Source organism: Enterococcus sp. C74, from assembly GCF_040887125.1.
Classification (GTDB): Bacteria; Bacillota; Bacilli; order Lactobacillales; family Enterococcaceae; genus Enterococcus_B; species Enterococcus_B hirae.
The window spans coordinates 149,634-172,993 of the sequence record NZ_JBFOFA010000004.1 but is presented as its reverse complement, the minus strand read 5'-3'; the positions used below and the strand labels follow the sequence as shown (position 1 = coordinate 172,993).

Genomic DNA, 23,360 nt, shown 5'->3' with positions numbered 1-23,360 from the left:
TCTAGTTTCAGATATGAACTAAAAGAATAGCAAAGAATGAGACTAAGCCAAAAATAGCCTCCTCTTCTAGTATCTCTAAAACGAATCAACGGTGTTTAAGGAGCAACAACTTCAAAAAATTTGCCGAAATTGACTAAAAATTTGAGAAACACCTAGTAAGTATCCATCAATAGCAAAAACCAGTGTTTGTGTTTCTTGTCAATTTTTGGATATTCTTTCGTATTTCTTGATGCTAAACGCTTATTTCTCAACTTCAACTTTGCTTATTTCATAGCATTGTTTACTTCTCTATCTATTTAATTTGTTATAAAAAATCAGAATACACCTGTCTTTTCTATTCTTTGGATCCATTCATCATTTGCACCAAAAATTTGGTTGCTCTATCCATCAATGGTACTTTTACCATATGCTTTTCGGTTTGCGAATAATCAAAAACAATTCCTTGACCATAACGTTCTTTTTGATTATTTTTCACAAAATCATTGGTTTGTTGAAAGGGAATTTTCTCGTCTTTTTCACCGTGCCAAAAATATAAAGGTCGCCCAGCTAGTTTTTCTGGCTGCAAAGATAAATCATATTTTTCGACCCAAGAAATTAAATCAAAATAATCTTTCGGCAGTATGTATTGGTACTGATGAGCTCTTTTGTAAATTTCTTTAGCATACTGTTCAGGCGCAGGGGAACCCATCAGACAAATACCACCAACCAAATGCGGATGTTTTGTTAACAACGCACAAGTCGTCATCCCCCCCATTGAAACGCCACCTACAGCTACTTTTTCATGAAGAACATCTCGTTTTTCTAAGTGCTTCAATAAAGTCTCAAATTCAAATAAGTTTCCATAAATACTATTCCAAAAGGTAAAGGAAGGAATAGCAGAAACTACTTGCTTTCTTTCACCATGGTTCATTGCATCTGGTAGTAAGACACGAAATCCTTGTTTAGCAAACTTTCTTCCTTGTGTCAAAACTAATTCTTTACTCGTTTGCCAACCATGATAATAAATAATTATCGGAATTTTTTCAGCTCTTAATTCGGTTAGGACAACTTCTAATAATGGAATATTATTTACTTTACGTTTTAATATAATTGGATTCACTTCTTTAGTCTCCGATCTTCATCAAAATAGTCGAACGAAATATTTCCCATCCACTAACCACAATTTGAAATAAACAAATCGTACCAAACAAAATCAAAAATAAGCTCATCGTTCTTGAAAAGAGCAATAATGCTAAAAGACCAGCTAGTCCTAATCCTAAGGTAAGCAGTGGATAAATTGTGAAATTAAAAAAACTAGCAAAGCTGCCAAAAATATTTCCGATAAAGATCACGGAAAATAAAAAAATACTTAAAAGCAAGCTATCGGTCAATGATATCTGAAAGATATTATTATTGGCTACGATGGGCTGCTGGAGTGAATATAAATCTAAATACCCACAAGAGGCAACACTGAGAACATGAGTGACTCCTATGGCTCGGTTTATTATTTTCATTCGTATCACCAACTCTCTTTATAATTCTATTATAATCGTTTTATCATCATTTAGAACAAAAAAGGCTTAAATTTTAATTTTTTCTTTTTTTCCAAATAATCGTTCACAATCAAAATGACCTAACAACCTATAAGTACCTCTTGATTTTTTGTCATGCTCCTCATTTTGACTGTCTAGTTCTGAAAAACTTAATTCTTTTTTCAGGCATTTCATGTTCAAACTTCTCCTTTTTAAAATAGAGAATAAATATACTTTTGGGAAAATCTACATCAAACTGATCTATTATTAACTCATAAGTAATAATCAATGTTGTCACTAAATTTCTTTGTGAATAAAAACATTTAAGTGAGGCACATCATTAGTAAAACCTTTAATTAAATTAGTTTGAAAACTTGTAATTGAAGTTAAAATGAAATTTACCATATAAAAAAAGGCTTTATTTTTTATTTCCATTAAAAAGCATCGACATATACTCATCATTTTGTTATCATATATCTGATTAACACTATTTTTATCAGGAGAATATATGAAAACGAAACGACAGACAAGTACATTTTTGCACATAGGGACGCTTTTCGCCCTATTGACACTTTTTTTGTTCTTATGCTATTCCTATTTCAGATCTTCCGATATACCATGTAATGCCTTTGGCTGGTTATTGTTAGATCACCCCGGTTTAAGTCAGGTAGATGAGAGCCTCTTCTTGCTAATTCTTTCATCTTTGTGTGGTTTTATTTTTTCATTGGCTTTTCGAACATATGTGAAAAAACAAATCCCCAAAAAGATGGATGAAGCTGCTACAATTTTTGTTGCATCTAGGTTGCTCGCATTACTGACCGTTTTATTCTATTCCTTTAACCAAAATTCATTGTTCTTTTTTATACTGAATGGACTGGTTATCATTTTATCCATCTTTACTTACTTTATTTTTTCACTAATATTCAAAAAGTTACGCTTGCCACTTTTAATGCAACTAATCCCACTATTCTGCTTTGTCTATAGTGTCTTTTCTTTTCTTGTATTAGCGTTAGCGCCAACGTTTGATCCAGCAAATATTCAAATCACTAGTAATTTTCTTGAATTACTCTTCATTTCGTGTTTAGGAATGATGATGTGGCAAATAAGAAAAACAGTTCAGGACAAGTAAGTCTAAGTGCCTTGAACTGTTTTTTTATTTTTCGGATGATATTGCTAATAAAGAATCCTTTACAATAGACATAAATGATTGAACTTTACATAAAAAACATCAAAGCTAGTCATTTCTGATAACTTTGATGTCTGAGGATTATTAACAGTTGAGTCTAAAAATTTTTCAGTTGATTTTTTCTATATAAGAAAAATCTGCTAAATTTAGTTCCTTGATAAGACGATCATAGACTTTTCTAGCAATATAAGCATGCTCTTCCACGGTTCTTCCAGCAGCGATTTTGGGTAGTTGTCTTCTGCTGTTTGCCGTTTTAACCAACGGCAATGCTAATTGATAGTTGAGCTGATCATCAGTTTTCACAACTTTAACAGTATTCGACAAGATCAGTGAATCAAAGAAGATACTGGAACGACGATTCTTATATTTTTGAGCTTGGATACGCTCAATGATTACTTCAACTTGATCAAAATAATAAGTTTCGTTGACGTCACCGATCAGTTCTACAATTTTTAAAAATTCTGATGGCACAGGTAATTGTTTCTTTTGTAAATAAAAATAATTGGCAAGAGAATAAGATAACTTGTTATGATAATTTAAAGAAACAAATCGATAATTCTCATTGCCGGCAACCTGTCTCGTCACAGGAATAAGATCTTCTACGGTTGCATAAAAATAGGTTGAATTAGACACGAAACATTCTTGCCAACATTCATTTCCCATAACCAACTGTTTTTCCGTTTGCGACAAATGACTAATAGCTTGTAAAATCTGGGCTGCAGCTTCTTCAATTTCTTTTTGATAAGTTTCTTCCTCAAATATTGGAAAATTCAACTTATAACGACGATTTTCCCGCTTGATTAGATTTTCATCAATCAACTGATCAAGAAAAGCTTCAAATTTTGGATGATCAAAATTTTTTTTCAACTCTCTCAAAATAATGTCTTCTTCTTGATGATGATGCAAATACTCAATCAAAGTTGGAAAAACAGCATTGTTTACTAGTTTGCTAAGCAACTGCTGGTGATTATGTGAATAAAAATAGTTCATTTTTTCCCCTTCTCGTTTTCCCTAGCTCAATCGGAAATAGGCCGAAGAATCCCAAAAATACGAGCAACTATTTTCGGATTCTTCGGCTTATTTTTTAAAGCTGGATCACTTCTGTTCCAACCTCATTTTGATCGAACAAGCTAGGCTGGCATTGTGAGCCTGGAACAAATAGCTGTCAGGCTCTTTAATAAATCGAATAAAAGGTGTTAGCAACCCCTTAGCTAGCTTAGTTAAAAACTGCTGTTAGCTGAGGAACGACTTGTTTCTTACGAGAAACAACTCCTTTTAATAAGGCACGATTGTTCGTTAATTTAACTTGGAAAGCTTCTTCGACTTTATCTAATCCTTGACCAGCAACTAATAATTCAGAATCGCTATCTAGGATATTCGTTACCACTAGGACAAAGAGGTCATATCCATTTTTAGCCATTTCTTCAGTCATCGCTTCTTCCAGTTCCGTTTGACGAGCCATTACTTCGCTTAAATCGACTGTATTCACTTGTGCAATACGAACATTAGCTTCTCCCATTGGGAAGCTTTTGGCATCAAGATCAAGTAAGGTTGCAGCTGATTTATCGCTAAGATTTGTACCGGCCTTTAACATATCTAACCCATAGCTTGTCAAATCAACGCCTGCAATTGTTGCAAGTTCTTTTGCAGCTGCCTCATCTTCTGATGTGCATGTTGGTGATTTGAATAGCAATGTATCAGATAAAATTGCAGAAAGCATAATGCCAGCAATCTCTTTAGGAAGTTCTACTTGGTTTTCTTTATATAACTTCAAAATGATTGTACTTGTACAACCTACTGGTTCAGCTCGGTAATAAAGTGGATTGGCTGTTTCAAAATTTGCAATCCGATGATGATCAACGACCGCTAAAATTTCTACTTCTGCAATATCAGAAATACTTTGTTGAAATTCATTATGGTCCACTAGCATCACTTGTGTTGCTTCTTCTTTTGCTGATTGAACGACACGTGGGGCAGATAACTTAAAGTAATCTAATGCATATTGTGTTTCTTCGTTAGGTGTACCTAAAGCTACAGCTTCAGTTTCTTTTCCTAGTTGATTTTGCAAGTGTGAAAAGGCGATTGCCGCTCCAATTGCATCTGTATCTGGATTTTGGTGACCAAAAACTAAAATTTTTGACATTTGTCTCGCTCCTTTATGGTTTCTCCTACTTAATAATAGCAAAAAAACCGAAAGAAGCAATACTGACGCTATAATTTCTAGGATGGAAGAAATTTCGATCCATCTTACTTTTATATCAAACAATCGTAAACAAAATTTTTGATAGCGCGAAGTACCATGGAACAGTCATTTAAAAAGTTGGCCATGCCATTACTCATTTCATTGCAGAACTCTTTGTACTGAAAGAAAAAGTTGGGAAAAGTAAATCATTTATCGTTTTTTTCTTTACTAGCCTTTAATAACTACTTGAGTTTTAAGCAAACGGTTCAACTAAGCGGTTTTCAGCAATTACCTGTGCCATCCATAAACTTGATTGTTTCGGTAACCGTTTATAGCCATTGTCCAGATCGACACGATAAAAACCATATCTATTTTTATAGGCATTCAACCAACTCCAACAGTCAGCAAATGTCCACATATGATACCCAAAGCAAGGAGAACCTTCTGAAATTGCCTGCTGCAGTTGCGTCAAATGTTCAAATAAAAAATCAATTCGGTAGTTGTCGTCAATCATATTCTCTTTATTGTTGAAACGTTCTTCTTGCGACACACCCATCCCGTTTTCTGAAATATACCAAGGGATATTGCTATAACTGTTTTTTAACCGCATCGCAATATCATAGATTCCCCGCGGATAAATCTCCCAGCCACGATGTGGGTTAATTCGTTTCTCCGGCCAATCATAACCTCGGAATAAATCTCTTAGTCCTGTGATTGGTCGTTTCTTTTCTTGAGGTGCTTGAACACGTAATGGCTGGTAATAATTACAACCAATAAAGTCTACTGTATTCTCCGCAAAAATTTCTTTATCACCTGTTTCTGTTTTAGGAAGCAAATCACTTTCTCGTAATACCTCTACCAGCTCTTCTGGGAAAGTACCTCGTACCGCACAGTCCAGAAAGCTGCGAATATAAAACAGGTCTGCCCACTTTGCAGCAGCCACGTCTTCAGCTTCTTCGCTTTTAGAGTAAACGGGTGCTAAATTGAGAATGATAGAAATTTGTCCGTCATTAAAAGAAGAGCGCCGGTACTCCTTTACAGCTTTCGCATGCGCTAGTAGTGTGTGATAGGCAACTTGTATAGCTCGTTTAAAATCATGCACCTTGGGCCAATGTGCATCTCCCATATACCCACATTCGATGTGTACAAGAGGCTCATTGAACGTCGCCCATTTTTTTACTAAATCGCCAAAAGCTTCAAACGCAGTCTTTGCGTAAAATGCAAAATGATCCGCTGACTCACGAACTTCCCAGCCACCTTTTTCCATCAGCCACCAAGGCATATCAAAATGGAACAAATTGATGATCGGCTCAATGCCATTATCCAGCATTTCCTGAAAATAGGCTCGGTAAAAATCAACAGCTTGCGGATTTAATGTCTTGCCATCCGGTAAAAGACGCGTCCAAGCAATCGATGTCCGATAGGAATTTAAATTCATTGCCTTCATACAGGCAACATCTTCTTTGTATTGATAATACGTATTAGAGGTATTTTCTGGTCCTGTTCCGTTATAAAACAATTCTGGTTCTATTTCAAACCACTTATCCCAAGTTGATGGGCTCTTGCCATCAACCAAAGCAGCTCCTTCTGTCTGAGGGGCAGAAGCCGCTGCTCCCCACAGAAAGTTTTGTGGAAATGTATCCATTTAAAATTTCCTTCCTTTTCTATCGTTTTATCCACTGATTCCCTTCAGTCAGTGAACCCAATGATCATCGTTTATGTTGGTTCATTCTTTTTCTCATTTATATTTACCATGATTTGGCAAAATTATTTATTCAGTGTGATACTCGTTCTCTTTGATCTTTATCATGAAACCATTTGTTTGACCATCATCGCTATGCTAGTTGCTAATAATCTCATTTTGGTTTCTCCAAACTCTTGATATTTTGTTCAAACAAAGCTGGACGCTAGGAACATCCCAAACGTCCACTTTGATGTTAAAGATGATTATTCGGTTTTAGCCCAACGATCATATGCTTTTTGATAAGTGCTGACAAAATCATTTAATCCCATTGATTTTAATGTACTGACATATTCATCCCATTTAGCCAAACTTTCCACACCTGTAATAAATTTAGCTTCCATTTGCTCTACATAAGTCCGAATGTCCGTCGCGTTGATCGCAATTTGATCTGCTTCATCTTTCGTCATATAAACAATTGGGAAAGGTACCTCGGTATTGGGCATGATTTTCTCGTTGATTTCTTTCATGCGAAATTCCGTCCATACACTAGGATCAGGATCGTTGACATTAGCTAAAACACTTTGGGCATAATCGTCTTCTAATCCCGGTACGACTAAGCCATAATCCATTGCAATTTTCCCACGGTCTTCTTCCATCTTTTGTTTATTTTCACCTGTATATACCCGAACTTTTTCTCCAGAATCGTTTGTTTCATATTTCCAAAATGCCCCTTCTGGACCTTTTGTCATTAAATCTTGTCCTTCTTCTGTGTAAAGATAGTCCGCCCATCGCATTGCTGCCTCTGGACTTTTACATTTATTGGTAATCGCAAAAGTTCCAGTTGTTACACGAGGATGACCCGGTGCTAAAGGTGTATTTTGAATACTTGAAGTAACTGGTGAAAACATTGGATCTGATAAAGACTCCTCAGGCATTTTACCAGTAGCCATGTATGAAGCATACGCGCCAAATAAACCGACTTTATCTGTTTGTGTGTTTCCTTGATACTTTTCTTCTGACTGTGAGAAGACTTCTGGGTCCAGCAATCCTTCTGAATAAAGTTTATTCATATACGTTAAATATTCCTTATAGTTAGCCGATGCAGCAGCATAACGCACTTTTCCGTTAACTTCTTCGATTCCTAGAGATTTCATACCAAAAGCAGGTAGCAACCACGTACGAATAATTGCCAACTTGTTGCCGTCTGATAACGGAATCTCATCTTGTTTGCCATTACCGTTGGGGTCTTCTTCTTTGAATCGCTTCAACAATTTATATAACTCATCCGTGTTTTTTGGCAATTCGGTTACCCCTAATTTTTCTAGCCACTCGCCGTTATACCATAAAGGTGAGATATAAAGAGGGCTAGAGGTATCTTCTGGATATAATCGTGGTAAAGAATAAATGTGACCATCTGGTGCAGTAATTGATTTTTTGAACTCTGGGTTCTCATCAAGGATTTTCTTTAAATTTGGCGCATAGTCATCAATCAAATCCTCCAAGGCAATTAAAATTCCTTGTGATCCATAATCTGATTGTTTGGCATTTGAAAGACCACTTCCTGCACCAAAAATAACATCTGGTAACTCACCAGAAGCAAAAGCCAAATTCAATTTCGCTTCAAAATCTGTGCTTGGCGGAGTAATATAATCAAAATTGATTCCAGTTAATTCCGCTAACGCTTTAGCCGAAGCTAACTCATCCCATTCTGCTTCTCCACCAGGAGCCATCATCGTCATGTTGATTTTTTCTTTAACGATTGGCATTCCGGTTTTTTCAACGGCAATAGTTTCTTCTTTTCCAGCAGTATTTCCCTTGTTGCCACAAGCACCCAAAAGAGTTGTTGTCAACACTAATGATGCAATTAATAAATAACATTTTTTCATTCATTTCACTCACTCTCTTATTTATTTTTAGTTAGCCTTTCAAAGAACCAACCATGACACCTTTAACAAAGTACTTTTGTAAAAACGGATAGATCATAATGATTGGTAATGTCGAAACGATCATTACTCCATATTTAATGACTTGTGCAAGCTGTTGTTTACTATAAGCTACTTCTGCTGCAGCTGCTGTCATCTCTGTTGTTCCTTTTGTTAAATCTTGATTCACTAAAATCTCTCGCAGGATTAATTGAAGCGGATACATTGATTTGTTTGTTAAATAGATTAACGCACTAAAATAACTATTCCAATGGGCCACTCCGCAAAATAGTCCCATTACTGCAATAATTGGCATTGATAAAGGTAAAACAATCTTCATAAATATCTGAAAGTCAGAACATCCATCAATCAATGCCGCTTCCTCCATTTCTCTAGGAATGGTAGATTGAAAGAAAGTACGTGTAATTGCGATATTATAAACTGAAACGGCCCCTGGAATAACTAACGCCCAAATCGAATCATTCATCCCTAGATTTTTAATCAATAAATAAGTAGGTACCAAACCGCCACTGATAAACATAGGAACCATCAAAAATTTCATAAATAGATTTTTCCCATAAAATTCTGCTCTTCCTAGAGCATATGCACAAGGAAGTGTACATAATAAATTGATAAATGTTCCTAGTAATGTGTAATAAATCGTGTTCCGGTAACCTTGCCAGATACTTTTATACGTAAAAATCGTTTTGTAACCATCCCAAGTGATCTTTTTTGGCAATAGCCACATTTCTCCAGAATTGACGGAGGTCGGACTTGATATAGATGCGCTTATAACATAAATCAACGGATAAATAACCAACAAAAGGGCAATGGCAATAAACAAGTAGATGAGAAACATAAAAAATTTGTCGCCTTTCGATGATCGGATCGCTTTTGAATACATTATTTCCCCTCCATTACCATAAACTTGTTTCGCTGACTTTACGCGAAATTTTATTTACTGTGATCAATAAAAATGCGTTGATTGCTGCATTGAACAGTCCGACAGCTGATGCATAGCTGTACTGTGCGTCAAGCAACCCTTGTTTGTAAACAAACGTGGCAATCACATTTGAAGAATCCATATTCAACGCATTTTGCATCAACAGGATTTTTTCATAACCTAATGACATCAAACTCCCCACATTCATGATCAGTAAAATAACCATAGTAGGAATGATAGTCGGTAGGTTGATATACCAGATTCTTTGCCATCTCGTTGCACCATCAACAGTTGCAGCTTCATGAAGCTGTGTATCAACACCAGATAATGCAGCTAAATAAATCACTGAGCCCCATCCTGTTCCTTGCCAAACCCCAGATAATACGTAGATCGTTTTAAACCAACGAGGATCTGTCATGAAACTAATTCGCTCAAAACCTAGAAAAACCAGTAGATGGTTAATAATACCGGTGGAAGGCGTCAAAAAAGCAATTAACATACCGCATACGACAACGACTGAAATAAAATTAGGTGCATAAGTCACTGTCTGCGTAAATTTTTTAAATTTTCCATCTTTCAACTCATTTAGTGCTAATGCTAAAATAATCGGTAGCGGAAATCCTACGATCAAAGAATATATACTGATACCTAACGTGTTTTTAATTAGATCCCAGAAATAGTAGGAATCAAAAAAACGTTGGAAATGCTTAAATCCTACCCAAGGACTTCCAAAAATCCCTAATGATGGGATATAATCCTTGAATGCTATAATCACGCCGTACATGGGACCGTAAGAAAAAACAGCAACCACCACCAATGCTGGAATGACAAAAACATACAGCTGTCGGCTTTTATATAATTTTTTTTTGATCTCTGACCATTTTGTTTTCTCTTTCTCTTTATTGACATCAAGTAATGCATCAGCCATTTTTTAACCTCCTTTTATGAAGTTCACTCATCTCTATCCTTGTGGCTTTTTTGAAATTTCAAGACCAATCAGCCCAATTGCTGGTTTCTCTAATTCACTGCTGAGGATATATATTTGATCTTCTTCCGTATATACTTCTAATTCTTTTTTTGTAGATAAATCTTTAATCACATGATGTTTATCGGCCTCAATGTCAGCTAAAAATATTTTTTCTTGTGTAAAGCGAATACTTTGAAAGGCATAATGTATGGTTTGATCTTTGCTGTATGTTAATTTCCACTGATTTTGCCATTCTTTAGGTTGTGAGCGAGTTTCATAGATTCCTTCTCCATAGATATTTAGCCAATTCCCAATTTCCTGTAAGATTTTGGTTTCTTCATCAGTAAAGGTACCATCTGGTTTTGGCCCAACTCCTAAGATCAAATTCCCACCTTTGCTGACCACATCGACAAAAGTTTCCAATAGTTCTTGGGAACTCTTAAAGCGATCATTTGGTACATAGCCCCAATCATCACCAATCGGGATATTACTTTCCCAAACTTTCTTGGGAATTTCAGCTAGTTCTGGCACCTTTCGTTCAGGGGTCACATAGTTCTCATGTCTGCCCCCCATCATACGATCCACAATAATTAATTCCGGTTGCTTCTCACGAGCGATTTCTGCTAATCGATCCATTTCCAGGTCTTCTTTTTTCTGTCCACACCAACCAGCATCTAACCATAAAAGATCCACATGACCATAGTTATGCGTGATTTCTTTAATCTGATTATGAACAAAACTTACGTAACGTTGCCAAATTTCTGGGTAACGTTCCGTATCATAGCTCGCATGACGCCCCTTGATCGTATCGTCATCCAACCAATAAAACGGCGAATACCAATCGGCTTTTGAATAGTAGGCTCCTGTTGCTATTTCTTCTTTACGAAAAGCCTCAAAAACTTCTTTTAAAATATCTCTTTTAAATGGGCTTTGTTTACCGCCAACCTTATATTCTGTTTCAAGAGTATTGTACATATTAAACCCATCGTGATGTTTCGTTGTAAAAATACAATACTTAAAGCCTGCTTCTTTACATATACTTGCCCATTTCTTTGCCTGTAATTTTTCTGGGTTAAACTCTTTAATCAAATTCCAGTAGTCTAGTTGCAGTTGTTTAAAATCTTTCCGAAACTCACGCCCTTCTCTTGCCCAAAGGTCTTTTTCAGAAAGTTGCCAAGATTCTACGATTCCTGCTTGAGCATAAAGTCCGTAGTGAAAAATCACGCCAAGTTTTAAATCTTGAAACCATTCTAATCGTTCTTTTAGCATTTCTGTTTCTGGATAAGTCCTATGATCTAATTCAACCTCTTTAGGTACTTCGATATCTCCACGTATCGCCATTTATGAAACCCCTTTCATGTTTGTGCTTTAAATTTACAAAAAAAGCAAGGCAACAGCAATATGTAAAAAGCATAAGCTATGTAAAAACAGCATAAAGCGTAACTTATTTAGAGGATATCTATATCTTATCTCTTAGTCGGAAAGTAACTATGTAAAAGTAGAAAAAGCTATGTAATAATCGCATACTGATAGAAAACATAAATAAACCTTACTATAATAAAAAGAGCTGTATGACTAATACAAGGAGGTTTTAGCTATGAATCAACATAAACGATCACCACATTCTATTTTTGATTTTACCTATTCTTTAGGAAAATTCTTGCTTTTTCTCATCAAGCTCCAAGTATTTTGGTTTTTATCGGTATTAAGAGGTTGTATTCTACTAGGAACTTTTCCCGCAAGTGTTACCGTTCTCAAATTTTTCTATCATTTATTTGAAGAAAAACAAATTCCTCAAGTCTTATATTCAGATTTTCAAACAAGCTTCAATAATCTGTTTATTTCAACAAATCAACTAGGCTATGCTGCTGGCATGTTACTAGGATTTCTATGGATGGATCTGAGAATTGCAGCTGTGTATTTACAAAACCCTTTCATTCATATGGGGATCTTATTATTATTTATCGCAACTGTCATAGTCATTCTTTATTTATTCCCAGTATTTTTACGTTATGATTTGTCATTCACACAATATTTCAAACAAGCATTATTTCTATCTTTGTGTAGCTTGATTGAGACCGTAGCGATTATTCTGGGGATCTTTGTCGTGACGGCTGTCTCTACCTTTTTCCCAATTTTGACAATCGTGGCTTTTGTGCCTTTATTCTGTTTGCCATTAAGTTGGTTCTCTTTGCAATCAATGATTAAAATTGAAGAAAAAAATCGTACCTTAACGCAATAACAAAAAACAAACCTTAAATCAAACAAACAGCTAAAAGCTGTAACAGAACTGCGAGGAGATTTTACAAGGAAATCTCAATAATAGCTTTTTTTTAACTTACAATCTACAATGCGATTCGTCAGCCCTTTGGGTAAAAGCCAAATGTCTGTTTCACTCCCTATTCATAATTGTCGCCATCAAAGGGAACCTTCTGCCAATCGTTGACTCAAGCCTTTTTTCAATTTTTGCTAAGGCTACTACCTGTTACTTATCCCTTTCGTTTTTTCTTTCATTTATTATTTTCCAGAAGCTGATTGGCTATGTATATTCATCAACTTTCACTATGTCAAATAAACAGATTATGTACTTTCAAGCTAGTTATTTTCTTTTTTTACAAGTGCTATATACTGAAAATGAAAACGATTACTTAAAGGAGGTTATTATGCAAGTTTCAATCGAACTTACAGATGTCATGCGTGATTTTTTTGAAATTGCGACAAACGAATTAGCGTTAACTATTTCAGATAATGGAAAACCACTCCAACTGATTCAGCGCAACGGTTCATTAAAAATTGAAAATAAAGAAAACGAAACGTTTATCTATTTTCAGGAAAAAGCCCATCTTTTTCGAGCGCTGTCACTCTGGTTAGATCGCTGTGAAGAAGAATTTGTTTATGAAGAGTTTCCGCAATTTGAAAAAATTGGGCCCATGGTAGATCTTTCTAGAAATGCTGTGATGACTGTTGATCAGCTGAAACACTTTTTTGTTCTTTGTAGCAAGATGGGATTAAATAGCTGCATGCTTTATATGGAAGATACGTATCAAATCCCTGATTATCCTTATTTTGGTTATTGTCGTGGTGCCTATTCTCTTGAGGAATTAAAGGCGTTGGATGCTTTTGCAGAGACGGTAGGGATCGAGCTGATTCCTTGTATTCAAACGCTGGCTCATTTAACTAATCCGCTAAAATGGGGATTTGCCAATGGCATGAGAGATACAAGTGATATTCTCCTTGTGGAAGAGGAAAAAACATATCAATTTTTAGATCGTGCAATTTCTGTGATCGCAGCCGCTTTTAAAACGTCAAAAATTCATATCGGGATGGACGAAGCTCATGATCTGGGACGTGGTCATTATTTAACCCAGCATGGTTTGATCGATCGCTTTGATATTATGGAAAAGCATCTGAAAAAAGTAATGGAAATCTGCAGGAACTATCAGTTACAGCCCATGATGTGGAGCGATATGTTTTTTAGAATCGGTTCAAAGTCAGGAGACTATTACGATAAAGACGTACATTTTCCAGAAGATTTGATTGCAAAGATTCCTGAAATTAGTATGGTTTATTGGGATTATTACCATCATTCAAAAGAAGAATACCAATTGCATTTTTCAAATCATAAAAAATTGCAACGACCAATCGTTTTTGCGGGCGGTATCTGGACGTGGAATGGTCTTGCACCAAATTATGGAAAATCATTTGAAACGACAAGAGCTAGTCTTTCTGTCGCAAAAGAGGAAAAAATCAACGAAGTTTATGCTACTTTATGGGGCGATGATAGTGCTGAAACACCGATCATCGCAAGTTTGTTAGGATTACAACAATTCAGCGAGGAACAATTTGCTCCTGAAGTAAGCATGGAACTGATTATGGAGCGTTTCCGTCTCTTCCACCATCTTGAAGCTGATGATTTTTTACTGCTAGATGCTTTTGATCAGACGAAAGGTGTAGCAAAAAATAACCCTGATGGATCAAATAGTAGTAAGTTGGCACTTTATCAAGATCTATTATACGGTCTTTACGATGTTGATCTGCAAAATTTAGAACTTCCTGCGCATTATAAGGACTTAAGTGAGAAACTATCTAGCGTAACAGCTAATGAGGACACACAAACGATGTTTACTTTTTATCAGAAATTAGCACAAGTCCTTTTTATAAAAACAAATTTGATCGGTCGCTCTTATCGAGCCTACCAATCAAAAAGGAATGACCAGTTACAACTAATCCTTCACGAACTGGAAGTTCTCACCAAAAAGATCAATGAGTTGCAACACCTCCATCGCCAGCTATGGTTTGAATGGAATAAACCCTTTGGCTATGAAATTATCGATCTTCGTTACGGTGCCTTAAAAAGTCGGATAGAAACAACCATTTGGCGACTGAATAAATTTTTAACAGGAGAAATCAAGCAATTGCCTGAGCTTGAGCAAACGCCTTTACCCTTCGATGCTCCTTTCAAAACAGCAAGCGGTGTCGGGCGAAACTTGTTCCATGGAATTTATAGTGCTAGTAAACTATCAGATATCTAAAGGCAGGGATAAAAAATGAAAAAGAGAACTCTTTTTTTGGTCATTCTGAGTATTTTTTTGTTGGTCACTGCTGCTTCTCAGCTTGTCAGAAACGTGCCTCGTGTCGAAGCAAAACAGACATCTACTAAAATCACTGGGAAAATCAATAATCAAAGAACTGCGAACATCTGCCATCAGCTTTTGCAACAAAATTTAAAGGCTGCAACGGATAAAAATCTGAACGACTATTTAGCAACACTAGTCAAAGATGCACATAAAGCGACCACAAAAGAAATGCAGCAATTTTTTAAAGACTATGATGTCAGTCATGAACTGCTTTCTTTCGAAGTAATCAAACAAGCACCTCAATCGATGTTAGTAGTGGCAGAACAAAAAACAGTGAATCATGGGAAGAAGGCATATCGAGATCATATCACAACGGCATATCACACCTTTATTTTTGAAGAGAATAAATGGAAAATCAAAGAAACAACAATGACAAATATACAATTTTTAAATTAGGAGTGTTCATATGAAAAAATTCAATAATTGGCCCACCGACTATCCTGATCCTAACTGGTTTATCCATGATCGTTTTGGTTTGTTTATCCATTTTGGCTTGTTCAGTGTTGGAGCTAGACACGAATGGTTTATGACCACAGAACAAGTCTCTTTAGAGGAATATTCAAAAAAATATTTTCAGCATTTTAACCCTGATTTGTTTGATGCAGATGCTTGGGCAAAAGAAGCCGCTCGCTGTGGGGTGAAATACATGGTATTCACGACAAAACATCATGAAGGATTTGCCTTATGGGATACGAAACAAACTGATTACAAAATCACCAATACTGCTTTTGGACGAGATCTTCTGGCAGAGCTACTCCCGGCTTTTCGAAAAGTCGGGATCAAAATCGGGTTATACCACTCACTGATCGATTGGCGCCATGAACATTTCCCACTGGACGGACTGCATCCTGAAAGAGAGAACCAGAAACTGCGAGAAAAAAATTCTGAAAGAGATATCAAGATTTATCAACGCTATCTTCGCGAACAAGTCAAAGAACTACTGACAGAATATGGAAAAATCGATTATTTATGGTTCGATTTTTCTTACAGCCACCGCGATTGGAGTTGGTCAAAAGGAAAAGGGCACATTGATTGGGATAGCGAAGCACTAGAAAAGCTCTGCTTAGAACTGCAACCTCATCTCCTATTGAATGATCGGCTTGATTTAGGCCATGGCATCACTACTCCAGAACAGTTTCAACCTGATAAACCATTAGAGAAAAACGGCATGCCTGTTATCTGGGAAGCTTGTCAGACAATGTATGGTACTTGGGGGTATGACCGTGACAATATGGAATGGAAAAGTAGTGAGATGCTTTTGAAAATGCTGATTGATACCGTTTCAAAAAATGGGAATTTCTTGATGAATATTGGTCCTAATCCACGAGGAATGATTGATACGAAAACGTTGGAACGGCTACATGCTATCGGGGATTGGATGACCCTTCACAAAGCATCTGTCATTGGCTGTTCATATAGCGCCTTTGAAGCTCCTGACGATTGCCGATATACACAAAATGGAAACAAGCTTTATCTGCATCTCTTTTCTTATCCTTACCGCAACCTTCATCTTAAAGGATTAGCAGGTAAAGTTGAGTTTATTCGTCTGCTCAATGATGGCTCGGAAATTTTTTATCGAGGATTTGATCCGGACGAAGTGATTACTTCTACAGAAGCAGTCATTGCTCCAGAAGATCTTGTCATCACCTTGCCAATCATCAAGCCTGATGTGCTGATCCCAGTAATTGAAATTACCTTGAAAGACGAATAAAGAGCAAATAAAGACCAAATAAAAAGCAGATGATACTTCCTTCGGTGATTCACAAAAAATACCGGCATCGAAAGCTTGTAAAAACATACTTTTATTGAGAAATATCGTAAAACATTTGAATAACTACCCAAGTTGTATGCTGAAAAAGCAACAATTTGGGTAGTTATTTCAGTCTTTTACAATTATTTGCTTTTGTTTTTTTTAGTTAGAAGCTCAAAACTGGAAATAAAATGACTTCTTCGTCCTGCTCCAGTTCGATATCCCCCCTTAGTTTACTCCTATTTATTGCTTATAAAGTTCCTTCTCTATTCATTGTTCGGTATTGACCTGGAGTCACACCAACGTTCGTCCTGAATTTTCTCGTATAGTTTGAAACATCATAATAACCATTCTTTTGAATAATCGTTTTTATTGGTAAATCAGTTTCTATTAAGTCTTGCTTGATTTTTTCTAGCCGCAATTCTTGCAGATATTTTGAAAAAGTAGTACCTGTTTCTTTTTTGATAAAACGGCTAAGGTATGAAACTGAAAGTTGAAATTCATCTGCCAACTTTTCCATAGATAATTGGGAAGAAGCATAGTTTTTGTGAAGATATTCGAACAATTCTTTTTTCAGCACAGACTCTTGATTTTGTGGCTTAACTTGCATAACCTCACAGATCATTTTTGCGAGCATTAATAGTTGTTGCTTCAATTCGAGTAAATTACTAAACTTGGCACTTCTTTCTGCTTTTTTCAAAATTGTTTTATTTTGCAAATTACTACTTACTTTAGCAACTGCATTTAATAGATAAAAACCATACATTTTTTGTCCACTATAAGAAAAATGTTCTTTAATCCCCCGCTCAATCAACGATTCAATCGTTTCCGCAGCAATCGTTAAGTCTCCTTGACGCAGACTTTGAATCAATTTCAGTTTTTCTCCATCGGGGTAATTAATGCTAGTTGAAGACTCTTCACTTGGAATTTCATTATAGAAAACAAAGTTATTTTCTACTGTTGAATAGTCTAATGCGGCCAAACCTTCAATATAAGAAGCATTGATCTTCGTAAGGTTTTCAGTACTATTTCCTACTCCTATCCTAAAAGTACCGTAACACGCTTTTTTTAGTTGCTGAATCATCTCTATTACAACTTTCTTGTGACTAGTGTTTTCATAGGTACTAAAGATATAGGCGGTCACTCCTGCAGATAGGATCTCTGTACCATATCCCGAAAAGCTCTTTCCACTTACTTTCAGCGGTAACTCATTAGCTGTGTCGTCAATGCTCTGGATAGGATAATCAACTACGACGACAAAATAGCAAGTACCGGTAAAATGTACTTGGACAGAGTTCAGTAGAACTAATGAATCTTCTGGAGACTTAAATTTCCCTCCTAAAATTTTTCTAAGGACCTGTTCTCTCGCATGGGGAGTCTGTCGTTTAATTTCTTTATGTAGCTCTTCATGTTCGTTCAAAAATTGCGCCAACGTTTCATAGACATTCCCGTTGGAAACAGCTACACCGATTTTATTTCGATAATATTGATCAATCAATTTTTCAATGTTGCGGATCGGCTGTGAAAAACGAGTACCTATAATCACTACAAGCACTAGACCAAACACAAATATCACAAAAAAAAGTTTTAAAAACTTTTGGTGGATGGTATTGATCTTTGTCAAAGCTTGTGATGGATCCATTACAGAAACAAATGACATATTCAAATCCCTGCTATTCAAAGACTGGACAAGATAGTTTCGATGGTTGTAGTAAAAATTGTCCTGTTGCAAGATCATTTGAATTTGCTTCGGCTGATGCAAATGCGCCGTTAGTTTGTTATTACTGGTATCTGCTGCTAGAATACGATACGAGTCATCAATCAGATAGTTGGTACTGATACCATCACTATTGGAAAGATTCAACAGCTTATTCAAAATCGAAAGATTGATTGAATAGATTGCTACGCCATAAAAATGCATTTCTGCATCTTTAATTGGAACAATGTAAAAAAATTGTGTGGAATTAGGTTCTTTTTTCAGGGTTAGTCCAGTTGGAATATCGTTATCAAGATGTGAAAGCAGCTCTTTTTTATCAAGCGAATGATTATTGATTTTTCGTTGCAAAAAATTGTCCACTGTCAAGCTACCGGCAGATGAAAACAATGTATTTGGGTTTTCTTTGTAGTAAAGATAAATTTCCTCAACAAAATCATTACTTAGCTTATATTGTTGCAAGCTAAGTTGTCCTTCACGAGCATAATAACTATGGGAAAGCCTTCCAGGTGAAAGATTGGTGTTATAAGGAATGTGTTGAGTGATATTATCCAATTGCAAAAACTTATTTTCAGATGAGTACTTCAATTGGAGTAACTGGTTCTTGGCTGTCAAAACAACTTGCTGATTAATGCTTTCTTTAGCCGTATGAAACCAAATTAACGATACCATAAAAAATGGCACTAGAAAGACAAAAAGATAAGATAAAATCGACTTAGAAAGCTGTCTGTGCTGTTTATTTTTCCCGTTAGTAGCAATTTCTCGTACCATATGTCCCTCCTTGATTCTTTAGCTAATCCTGTCGTGTTATCTAGGGCTTTAGTTACAAATAGCAACTTTTCATTTCTATAATTACTCCTCACAATTCCATCCGCACTGGTCAATGAATAGATATCTACAGGTTGCTGATCCCGATGAAGATACCTAAAAAAGCTGATCCATCAACTTCATAGAACCATTTTCATTATCCTGACAACCCAGCTTTTTGCAGCCACATTTTATTTACATATATCACAAATCTAATTTTTATCTGTTATTCTTCCATCGTTTCCTTTTATTCCAACGTATGTATGCCTCGATTATAAAGCGCTTTCCAAACAAAGGAAATCCTTGCTTAAAATTTTGATCATTGTTCAAAAATTAGCAAGATTTTTGTTCAACTCATTCATTTTTATTCAAAAGCATTTTATTCGCAAAAAGAAAGCGCTATAATAAAAGAAAAACTTGGAGAAAAAAATGGAGACTAGACGTACAAGCGATCTTTTAAGCTATTTGGTAAAAAAGAAACAAGCAACTTCCAAAGAACTTTGTACTCACCTTCACTGTAGTATAAGTACACTTCGCAGAGAATTACTTGAGCTAGAAAAACGAAAATTGATCCGTAGAACTTGGGGCGGAGCGATCTTGAACGAAACGACAAACATGGAATATACTTATCTTCAAAGAGAAGCCAGTAATATCCCGGAAAAAAAGATCATCAGTGAATTAGCACGAGATTTTATTGCACCAGGTATGTGTATTTTTTTAGATTCCAGCAGTACGGTTCTACACCTTATTCCACTACTTGTTAAGATACCTAACTTAATTATCATTACCAATGGTTTGCGTACAGCTTTAAAGTTAAGTGAATGTCAGAACGAATCTTTAAAAATTTATTTGACTGGCGGTGAAGTCAAACTTAATGCTAGTACAGTTATTTCAAATACACTTGATCCCATTACCAGTTCCTTTCGTTTCAATGCTGCCTTTTTATCTTGCCGGGGGCTCGACCATGAAGGGATTTATGAAGCAAACTTCAATCAAGCACAAATCAAAAAAGAAATGATGAATAAAGCACAAGAGATTGTTTTATTGGCTGACGAAACGAAATTTGACTCTACTCATTTTTTCAAGATAGGTGATTATTATGATTATGATGCGATTGTTACCAATAAAAAACCGCCTAAGATTTATCATAGAATCATTGAAAAAAATGACATTCACTTGGTGTATCCCACTGAATGAGAAATATAAATGGACAAAAAACGATTGGAGCATCCAATATTTCTCATTGTCCAACTTGTTGATAGAACTTTTGCAACCAGCCAAACAAACGCCCTTGTTACTCACCCTTTTTCTTCTCAAAAAGCAGGTGACTCAAACAGCACTTATTTGCTTCATCAAAAGAAACAGCACACCTACATCAAGCTATTGGTTGACCTGAAATCACAGATCCTCAAACAAGACAATCCGCTATAAAAAGTGTTTTGGTATCACTAAAAAATGAACATACAGTATTGAGGCCATTGCTTAATTGGCTCTATCATTTATGTGACTGGAGGATTCTTCAGTCACATTTTCGTGCGCTTTGTGCGAAACAAAAAATCTGAGACAGAATGAGATTCATTCTGACCCAGATTTGATTTTACACAGCTACTCAGTTCTTATTGATAAAGAGTCGCATTTGCTAAACACTTTTTGTAATAATTAAGTTAAAAATAAATAAACCAATATAGCAAAACAATTATATAAACTATGCGTTATTATGGAATACCAAATGTTTTGTGTTTTTATATAGACAAATCCTAAAAGAATTCCACTTAAGAAAATCACTAAACCGAATCCATGAACAAGTGCAAATAAAAAAGCAGAAATTAGCATTATTATATACTGACTTTTTTTATTAGTTTGAAGGTTAATCATACAGAAGCGAAAAACTATTTCTTCTAAAATTACGCCATAAGTAATTGCGCTAAAAAAGAAGAAAGAGAGTGAATTTTTTAAATCACTCGGGCTTAAACTTTTTGAAATTGGTGTATTAATCAAATTAATAATAAATAGTATGAGAAATGAAGAAATAACAACTCTTAAGAGTTTTGTTATACTGATTTTTTTCAATTCTTGGATTAAAGTAGAATAAAATAAAACGACTGACAAAATGAAAAAGAAGATACTACTATGCTCAAATAAAAAATAAATATTCGAGGGTACACCAAGCGAAGGAATAATAAAAGTTAGGAGTAAGTACGTACTACAAAATAACCATTTAACCATTCAATCACTATCCAATAGGAATATAATCAATATACTGTGTGTTTGCTGTTGCAGTTTCTGTACGAACATAACGATTATCAACTTTCCTATAAACTTTATAGGTTACGGCTATTGTTGCATTTTGACGATATTTTTTAAATTTTCCACTTGCAGAAGTAGTTCTATTTAATTCGATTTTCATTCCAAAAATATTAGCACTAACGGATAATTTTGTACCACGCGTATGAGTTTCTACACCTAAATAAGTTCGAGTTCCTTTCTTGATTGACCAGTTTTGAGGTTTTGACCAAGCTCTCGTTTGAATAGTAGATTCATCTAATACGTAATAATAGTCATCATCAGAATAAGCAGCTATATTAGAAATATTATGCTCACTAGCTAATACTCCAACGCTAGGCATAATGGCAGAACCTAAAGTCAAAATGGACGTTGATAATAACATTGTTTTAAATAAATGCTTTTTCATGGTGTTCTCTCTCAGTAATAATAGATTAAGAAAACGTTTTCTGTGTTTTTAGAATAATAGAAAAATTTAAAGTTGTCAATATTTATTCTATATAAATTTCGTTATTTAATTTTACGATAAAACCAATCAAAAATAGGATAAACCACCCATACATTAGTTAACTATTTGTAATTTTAACTAATTTACCTCAAAGAATCCTGTAAAAGCTTGTTCATACGTGATGTCTCTTTTTTCTTTTTTGTTCATTGTTAAAAGAAATTCCAGAAACGCAAGATGAAAGCTTTCGAGTGAAGCTTCAAACCTTCTGTACTATGAAGATGGGAACACCAATGCGCTGATTTATCCGTACTCTAATGGGAAAATAGAAGCGAAGAATCCTCATGAAAAGACAACCAAACGAGTAACTTACAGATTTAAATCAATTAATTAAAGTAAATGAAAAAAATCTGAGACAGAATGAGATTCATTCTGACCCAGATTTGATTTTACACAGCTACTCAGTTCTTATTGCTGAGATATCCTCGATAGTCTTCTGTGTGAAGTAGTCGTTTGGCATTCTCGACTCTTTCTTTTGTTGGCGGTTCAATACCTTCTAGTGGATAATCTAAGCCAAGTGTTTCCCACTTATATTTCCCCATCGTATGGTAAGGTAGAATCTCTACTTTAGCTACATTGTTCAATGTCTTGATAAAGTCATCTAGCCGAATCAAGTATTCATCATAGTCACTGCGTTCAGGAACTAATACGTGTCTGATCCACACTGGCTTATTGATCTCAGAAAGATATTGCGCCATCTCCAGAATATTTTCATTATCCCAACGTGTTAACTTTTTATGCTCTTCGTTGTCGATGTGTTTGATATCAAACAGTAACAATTCAGTATACTTCATCAATTCTTGAAAACGAGAAAAGAATGGTTCGTCACGCGTGAAAGGCTTCCCACAAGTATCTAGCGTAGTATGCATACCACGCTCTTTCGCTTTCTTGAACAGTTCGATCAAAAAATCGATCTGTAATAAAGGTTCGCCTCCACTAACAGTGATACCGCCTTCTGAACCCCAATAGGAACGATAGCGCTCTGCTTGGTCTAATAGTTCATCCGCCGTATATTCTTTTCCTCCGCCTATATTCCACGTATCAGGATTATGACAAAATTCACAACGCATGCGACAACCTTGCATAAAAACGACGAATCTAACGCCTGGTCCATCTACAGAACCAAACGTTTCGATCGAATGAACATAGCCAATTGTTTTTTCTTCCATAAGGATCACTTCTTTTCTTTGATTTCATTTTATTTCAAAAGACACTTGAATCAACCGATTGCTAGGAAAAGACGAGGGCAAAGACCTCCGCCTTGCCCTC

General features: G+C 35.6%; 21 protein-coding genes and 1 pseudogene. 8 read left to right on the top strand and 14 right to left on the bottom strand.

The genetic code is table 11. The features are described from left to right. Positions 1 to 334: 334 nt before the first annotated feature. The 3 genes from AB3H93_RS07170 to AB3H93_RS07160 all read right to left on the bottom strand — a co-directional run bounded on the left by AB3H93_RS07170 (position 335) and on the right by AB3H93_RS07160 (position 1,706). Positions 335 to 1,099 carry an alpha/beta fold hydrolase gene (locus AB3H93_RS07170; RefSeq protein ID WP_368020367.1) on the bottom strand — a complete coding sequence of 255 codons (765 nt, stop codon included), beginning with the start codon at positions 1,097 to 1,099 and terminating at the stop codon, positions 335 to 337. A gap of 4 nt (positions 1,100 to 1,103) precedes the next feature. After that, positions 1,104 to 1,493: a hypothetical protein gene (locus AB3H93_RS07165; RefSeq protein ID WP_010719436.1), complete on the bottom strand. Its 390-nt coding sequence runs from the start codon at positions 1,491 to 1,493 to the stop codon at positions 1,104 to 1,106. A 66-nt stretch (positions 1,494 to 1,559) separates the two neighbouring features. Further along, positions 1,560 to 1,706, bottom strand: a complete 147-nt coding sequence (locus tag AB3H93_RS07160; RefSeq protein ID WP_368020366.1) for a hypothetical protein — start codon at positions 1,704 to 1,706, stop codon at positions 1,560 to 1,562. 313 nt (positions 1,707 to 2,019) lie between these two features. On the opposite strand from AB3H93_RS07160, the gene AB3H93_RS07155 reads away from it, so the two are divergent. Beyond that, positions 2,020 to 2,640 (top strand): hypothetical protein, encoded by a 621-nt coding sequence (locus AB3H93_RS07155; protein WP_010719437.1) that lies wholly within the window; start codon positions 2,020 to 2,022, stop codon positions 2,638 to 2,640. Between the two features lie 165 nt (positions 2,641 to 2,805). Here the strand turns inward: AB3H93_RS07155 and AB3H93_RS07150 are convergent, their stop codons facing one another. The 7 genes from AB3H93_RS07150 to AB3H93_RS07120 all read right to left on the bottom strand — a co-directional run bounded on the left by AB3H93_RS07150 (position 2,806) and on the right by AB3H93_RS07120 (position 11,736). Next, the gene (locus AB3H93_RS07150) at positions 2,806 to 3,687 is read right to left on the bottom strand and encodes a DUF1803 domain-containing protein (protein WP_368020365.1); all 882 of its coding nucleotides are present in this window, start codon (positions 3,685 to 3,687) and stop codon (positions 2,806 to 2,808) included. A gap of 226 nt (positions 3,688 to 3,913) precedes the next feature. Continuing rightward, positions 3,914 to 4,840: a manganese-dependent inorganic pyrophosphatase gene (locus AB3H93_RS07145; RefSeq protein WP_010719439.1), complete on the bottom strand. Its 927-nt coding sequence runs from the start codon at positions 4,838 to 4,840 to the stop codon at positions 3,914 to 3,916. Positions 4,841 to 5,132: 292 nt separating this feature from the next. Continuing rightward, positions 5,133 to 6,524, bottom strand: coding sequence for a glycoside hydrolase family 1 protein (locus AB3H93_RS07140; protein WP_207427534.1), 1,392 nt, complete (start codon positions 6,522 to 6,524; stop codon positions 5,133 to 5,135). Positions 6,525 to 6,826: 302 nt separating this feature from the next. Continuing rightward, positions 6,827 to 8,449 (bottom strand): extracellular solute-binding protein, encoded by a 1,623-nt coding sequence (locus tag AB3H93_RS07135; protein WP_181914924.1) that lies wholly within the window; start codon positions 8,447 to 8,449, stop codon positions 6,827 to 6,829. A gap of 31 nt (positions 8,450 to 8,480) precedes the next feature. After that, positions 8,481 to 9,389, bottom strand: a complete 909-nt coding sequence (locus AB3H93_RS07130; protein WP_034700323.1) for a carbohydrate ABC transporter permease — start codon at positions 9,387 to 9,389, stop codon at positions 8,481 to 8,483. 13 nt (positions 9,390 to 9,402) lie between these two features. Next, positions 9,403 to 10,356, bottom strand: coding sequence for an ABC transporter permease (locus AB3H93_RS07125; RefSeq protein ID WP_368020364.1), 954 nt, complete (start codon positions 10,354 to 10,356; stop codon positions 9,403 to 9,405). Between the two features lie 33 nt (positions 10,357 to 10,389). After that, entirely contained in the window at positions 10,390 to 11,736 is a 1,347-nt protein-coding gene (locus tag AB3H93_RS07120) for an alpha-L-fucosidase (RefSeq protein ID WP_207414546.1), read from the bottom strand. 256 nt (positions 11,737 to 11,992) lie between these two features. Here AB3H93_RS07120 and AB3H93_RS07115 point away from each other — a divergent pair, with 256 nt between their 5' ends. The 4 genes from AB3H93_RS07115 to AB3H93_RS07100 all read left to right on the top strand — a co-directional run bounded on the left by AB3H93_RS07115 (position 11,993) and on the right by AB3H93_RS07100 (position 16,743). Continuing rightward, a complete protein-coding gene (locus AB3H93_RS07115) occupies positions 11,993 to 12,637 on the top strand; it encodes a DUF624 domain-containing protein (RefSeq protein WP_053766422.1) in 645 nt (214 codons plus the stop codon). 421 nt (positions 12,638 to 13,058) lie between these two features. Further along, on the top strand, positions 13,059 to 14,927 hold the full coding sequence (locus AB3H93_RS07110; RefSeq protein WP_368020363.1) for a beta-N-acetylhexosaminidase: 1,869 nt from the start codon (positions 13,059 to 13,061) through the stop codon (positions 14,925 to 14,927). Positions 14,928 to 14,942: 15 nt separating this feature from the next. Then, positions 14,943 to 15,428: a hypothetical protein gene (locus tag AB3H93_RS07105; RefSeq protein WP_368020362.1), complete on the top strand. Its 486-nt coding sequence runs from the start codon at positions 14,943 to 14,945 to the stop codon at positions 15,426 to 15,428. Between the two features lie 10 nt (positions 15,429 to 15,438). Then, entirely contained in the window at positions 15,439 to 16,743 is a 1,305-nt protein-coding gene (locus AB3H93_RS07100; RefSeq protein ID WP_368020361.1) for an alpha-L-fucosidase, read from the top strand. 289 nt (positions 16,744 to 17,032) lie between these two features. Here the strand turns inward: AB3H93_RS07100 and AB3H93_RS07095 are convergent, their stop codons facing one another. Further along, positions 17,033 to 19,267, bottom strand: a complete 2,235-nt coding sequence (locus AB3H93_RS07095) for a helix-turn-helix domain-containing protein (protein ID WP_368020360.1) — start codon at positions 19,265 to 19,267, stop codon at positions 17,033 to 17,035. A gap of 465 nt (positions 19,268 to 19,732) precedes the next feature. On the opposite strand from AB3H93_RS07095, the gene AB3H93_RS07090 reads away from it, so the two are divergent. Next, positions 19,733 to 20,500, top strand: coding sequence for a DeoR/GlpR family DNA-binding transcription regulator (locus tag AB3H93_RS07090; protein WP_010737385.1), 768 nt, complete (start codon positions 19,733 to 19,735; stop codon positions 20,498 to 20,500). Between the two features lie 9 nt (positions 20,501 to 20,509). Further along, entirely contained in the window at positions 20,510 to 20,734 is a 225-nt protein-coding gene (locus AB3H93_RS07085; protein ID WP_063626944.1) for a hypothetical protein, read from the top strand. Between the two features lie 228 nt (positions 20,735 to 20,962). Here AB3H93_RS07085 and AB3H93_RS07080 read toward each other — a convergent pair whose 3' ends face one another. Both AB3H93_RS07080 and AB3H93_RS07075 read right to left on the bottom strand, forming a co-directional pair. Beyond that, positions 20,963 to 21,529 carry a CPBP family intramembrane glutamic endopeptidase gene (locus AB3H93_RS07080; RefSeq protein WP_081001079.1) on the bottom strand — a complete coding sequence of 189 codons (567 nt, stop codon included), beginning with the start codon at positions 21,527 to 21,529 and terminating at the stop codon, positions 20,963 to 20,965. Between the two features lie 7 nt (positions 21,530 to 21,536). After that, positions 21,537 to 21,995 (bottom strand): LMxysn_1693 family intestinal colonization protein, encoded by a 459-nt coding sequence (locus AB3H93_RS07075; RefSeq protein WP_368020359.1) that lies wholly within the window; start codon positions 21,993 to 21,995, stop codon positions 21,537 to 21,539. Between the two features lie 233 nt (positions 21,996 to 22,228). Here AB3H93_RS07075 and AB3H93_RS07070 point away from each other — a divergent pair. After that, positions 22,229 to 22,425, top strand: a pseudogene (locus AB3H93_RS07070) (ISL3 family transposase); the annotation flags it as partial. A gap of 67 nt (positions 22,426 to 22,492) precedes the next feature. On the opposite strand, the gene pflA reads toward AB3H93_RS07070, so the two are convergent. Next, complete coding sequence (pflA, locus tag AB3H93_RS07065; protein WP_010737384.1) at positions 22,493 to 23,260, bottom strand: pyruvate formate-lyase-activating protein; 768 nt, start codon at positions 23,258 to 23,260, stop codon at positions 22,493 to 22,495. Between the last annotated feature and the right edge of the window lie 100 nt (positions 23,261 to 23,360).

Coding starts and splice junctions, on each gene's coding strand:
- AB3H93_RS07125 (WP_368020364.1), bottom strand. CDS start 10,356: ATGGCTGATGCATTACTTGATGTCAATAAAGAGAAAGAGAAAACAAAA.
- AB3H93_RS07150 (WP_368020365.1), bottom strand. CDS start 3,687: ATGAACTATTTTTATTCACATAATCACCAGCAGTTGCTTAGCAAACTA.
- AB3H93_RS07100 (WP_368020361.1), top strand. CDS start 15,439: ATGAAAAAATTCAATAATTGGCCCACCGACTATCCTGATCCTAACTGG.
- AB3H93_RS07115 (WP_053766422.1), top strand. CDS start 11,993: ATGAATCAACATAAACGATCACCACATTCTATTTTTGATTTTACCTAT.
- AB3H93_RS07080 (WP_081001079.1), bottom strand. CDS start 21,529: ATGGTTAAATGGTTATTTTGTAGTACGTACTTACTCCTAACTTTTATT.
- AB3H93_RS07160 (WP_368020366.1), bottom strand. CDS start 1,706: ATGAAATGCCTGAAAAAAGAATTAAGTTTTTCAGAACTAGACAGTCAA.
- AB3H93_RS07120 (WP_207414546.1), bottom strand. CDS start 11,736: ATGGCGATACGTGGAGATATCGAAGTACCTAAAGAGGTTGAATTAGAT.
- AB3H93_RS07135 (WP_181914924.1), bottom strand. CDS start 8,449: ATGAAAAAATGTTATTTATTAATTGCATCATTAGTGTTGACAACAACT.
- AB3H93_RS07090 (WP_010737385.1), top strand. CDS start 19,733: ATGGAGACTAGACGTACAAGCGATCTTTTAAGCTATTTGGTAAAAAAG.
- AB3H93_RS07145 (WP_010719439.1), bottom strand. CDS start 4,840: ATGTCAAAAATTTTAGTTTTTGGTCACCAAAATCCAGATACAGATGCA.
- AB3H93_RS07105 (WP_368020362.1), top strand. CDS start 14,943: ATGAAAAAGAGAACTCTTTTTTTGGTCATTCTGAGTATTTTTTTGTTG.
- AB3H93_RS07165 (WP_010719436.1), bottom strand. CDS start 1,493: ATGAAAATAATAAACCGAGCCATAGGAGTCACTCATGTTCTCAGTGTT.
- pflA (WP_010737384.1), bottom strand. CDS start 23,260: ATGGAAGAAAAAACAATTGGCTATGTTCATTCGATCGAAACGTTTGGT.
- AB3H93_RS07140 (WP_207427534.1), bottom strand. CDS start 6,524: ATGGATACATTTCCACAAAACTTTCTGTGGGGAGCAGCGGCTTCTGCC.
- AB3H93_RS07110 (WP_368020363.1), top strand. CDS start 13,059: ATGCAAGTTTCAATCGAACTTACAGATGTCATGCGTGATTTTTTTGAA.
- AB3H93_RS07155 (WP_010719437.1), top strand. CDS start 2,020: ATGAAAACGAAACGACAGACAAGTACATTTTTGCACATAGGGACGCTT.
- AB3H93_RS07075 (WP_368020359.1), bottom strand. CDS start 21,995: ATGAAAAAGCATTTATTTAAAACAATGTTATTATCAACGTCCATTTTG.
- AB3H93_RS07095 (WP_368020360.1), bottom strand. CDS start 19,267: ATGGTACGAGAAATTGCTACTAACGGGAAAAATAAACAGCACAGACAG.
- AB3H93_RS07130 (WP_034700323.1), bottom strand. CDS start 9,389: ATGTATTCAAAAGCGATCCGATCATCGAAAGGCGACAAATTTTTTATG.
- AB3H93_RS07085 (WP_063626944.1), top strand. CDS start 20,510: ATGGACAAAAAACGATTGGAGCATCCAATATTTCTCATTGTCCAACTT.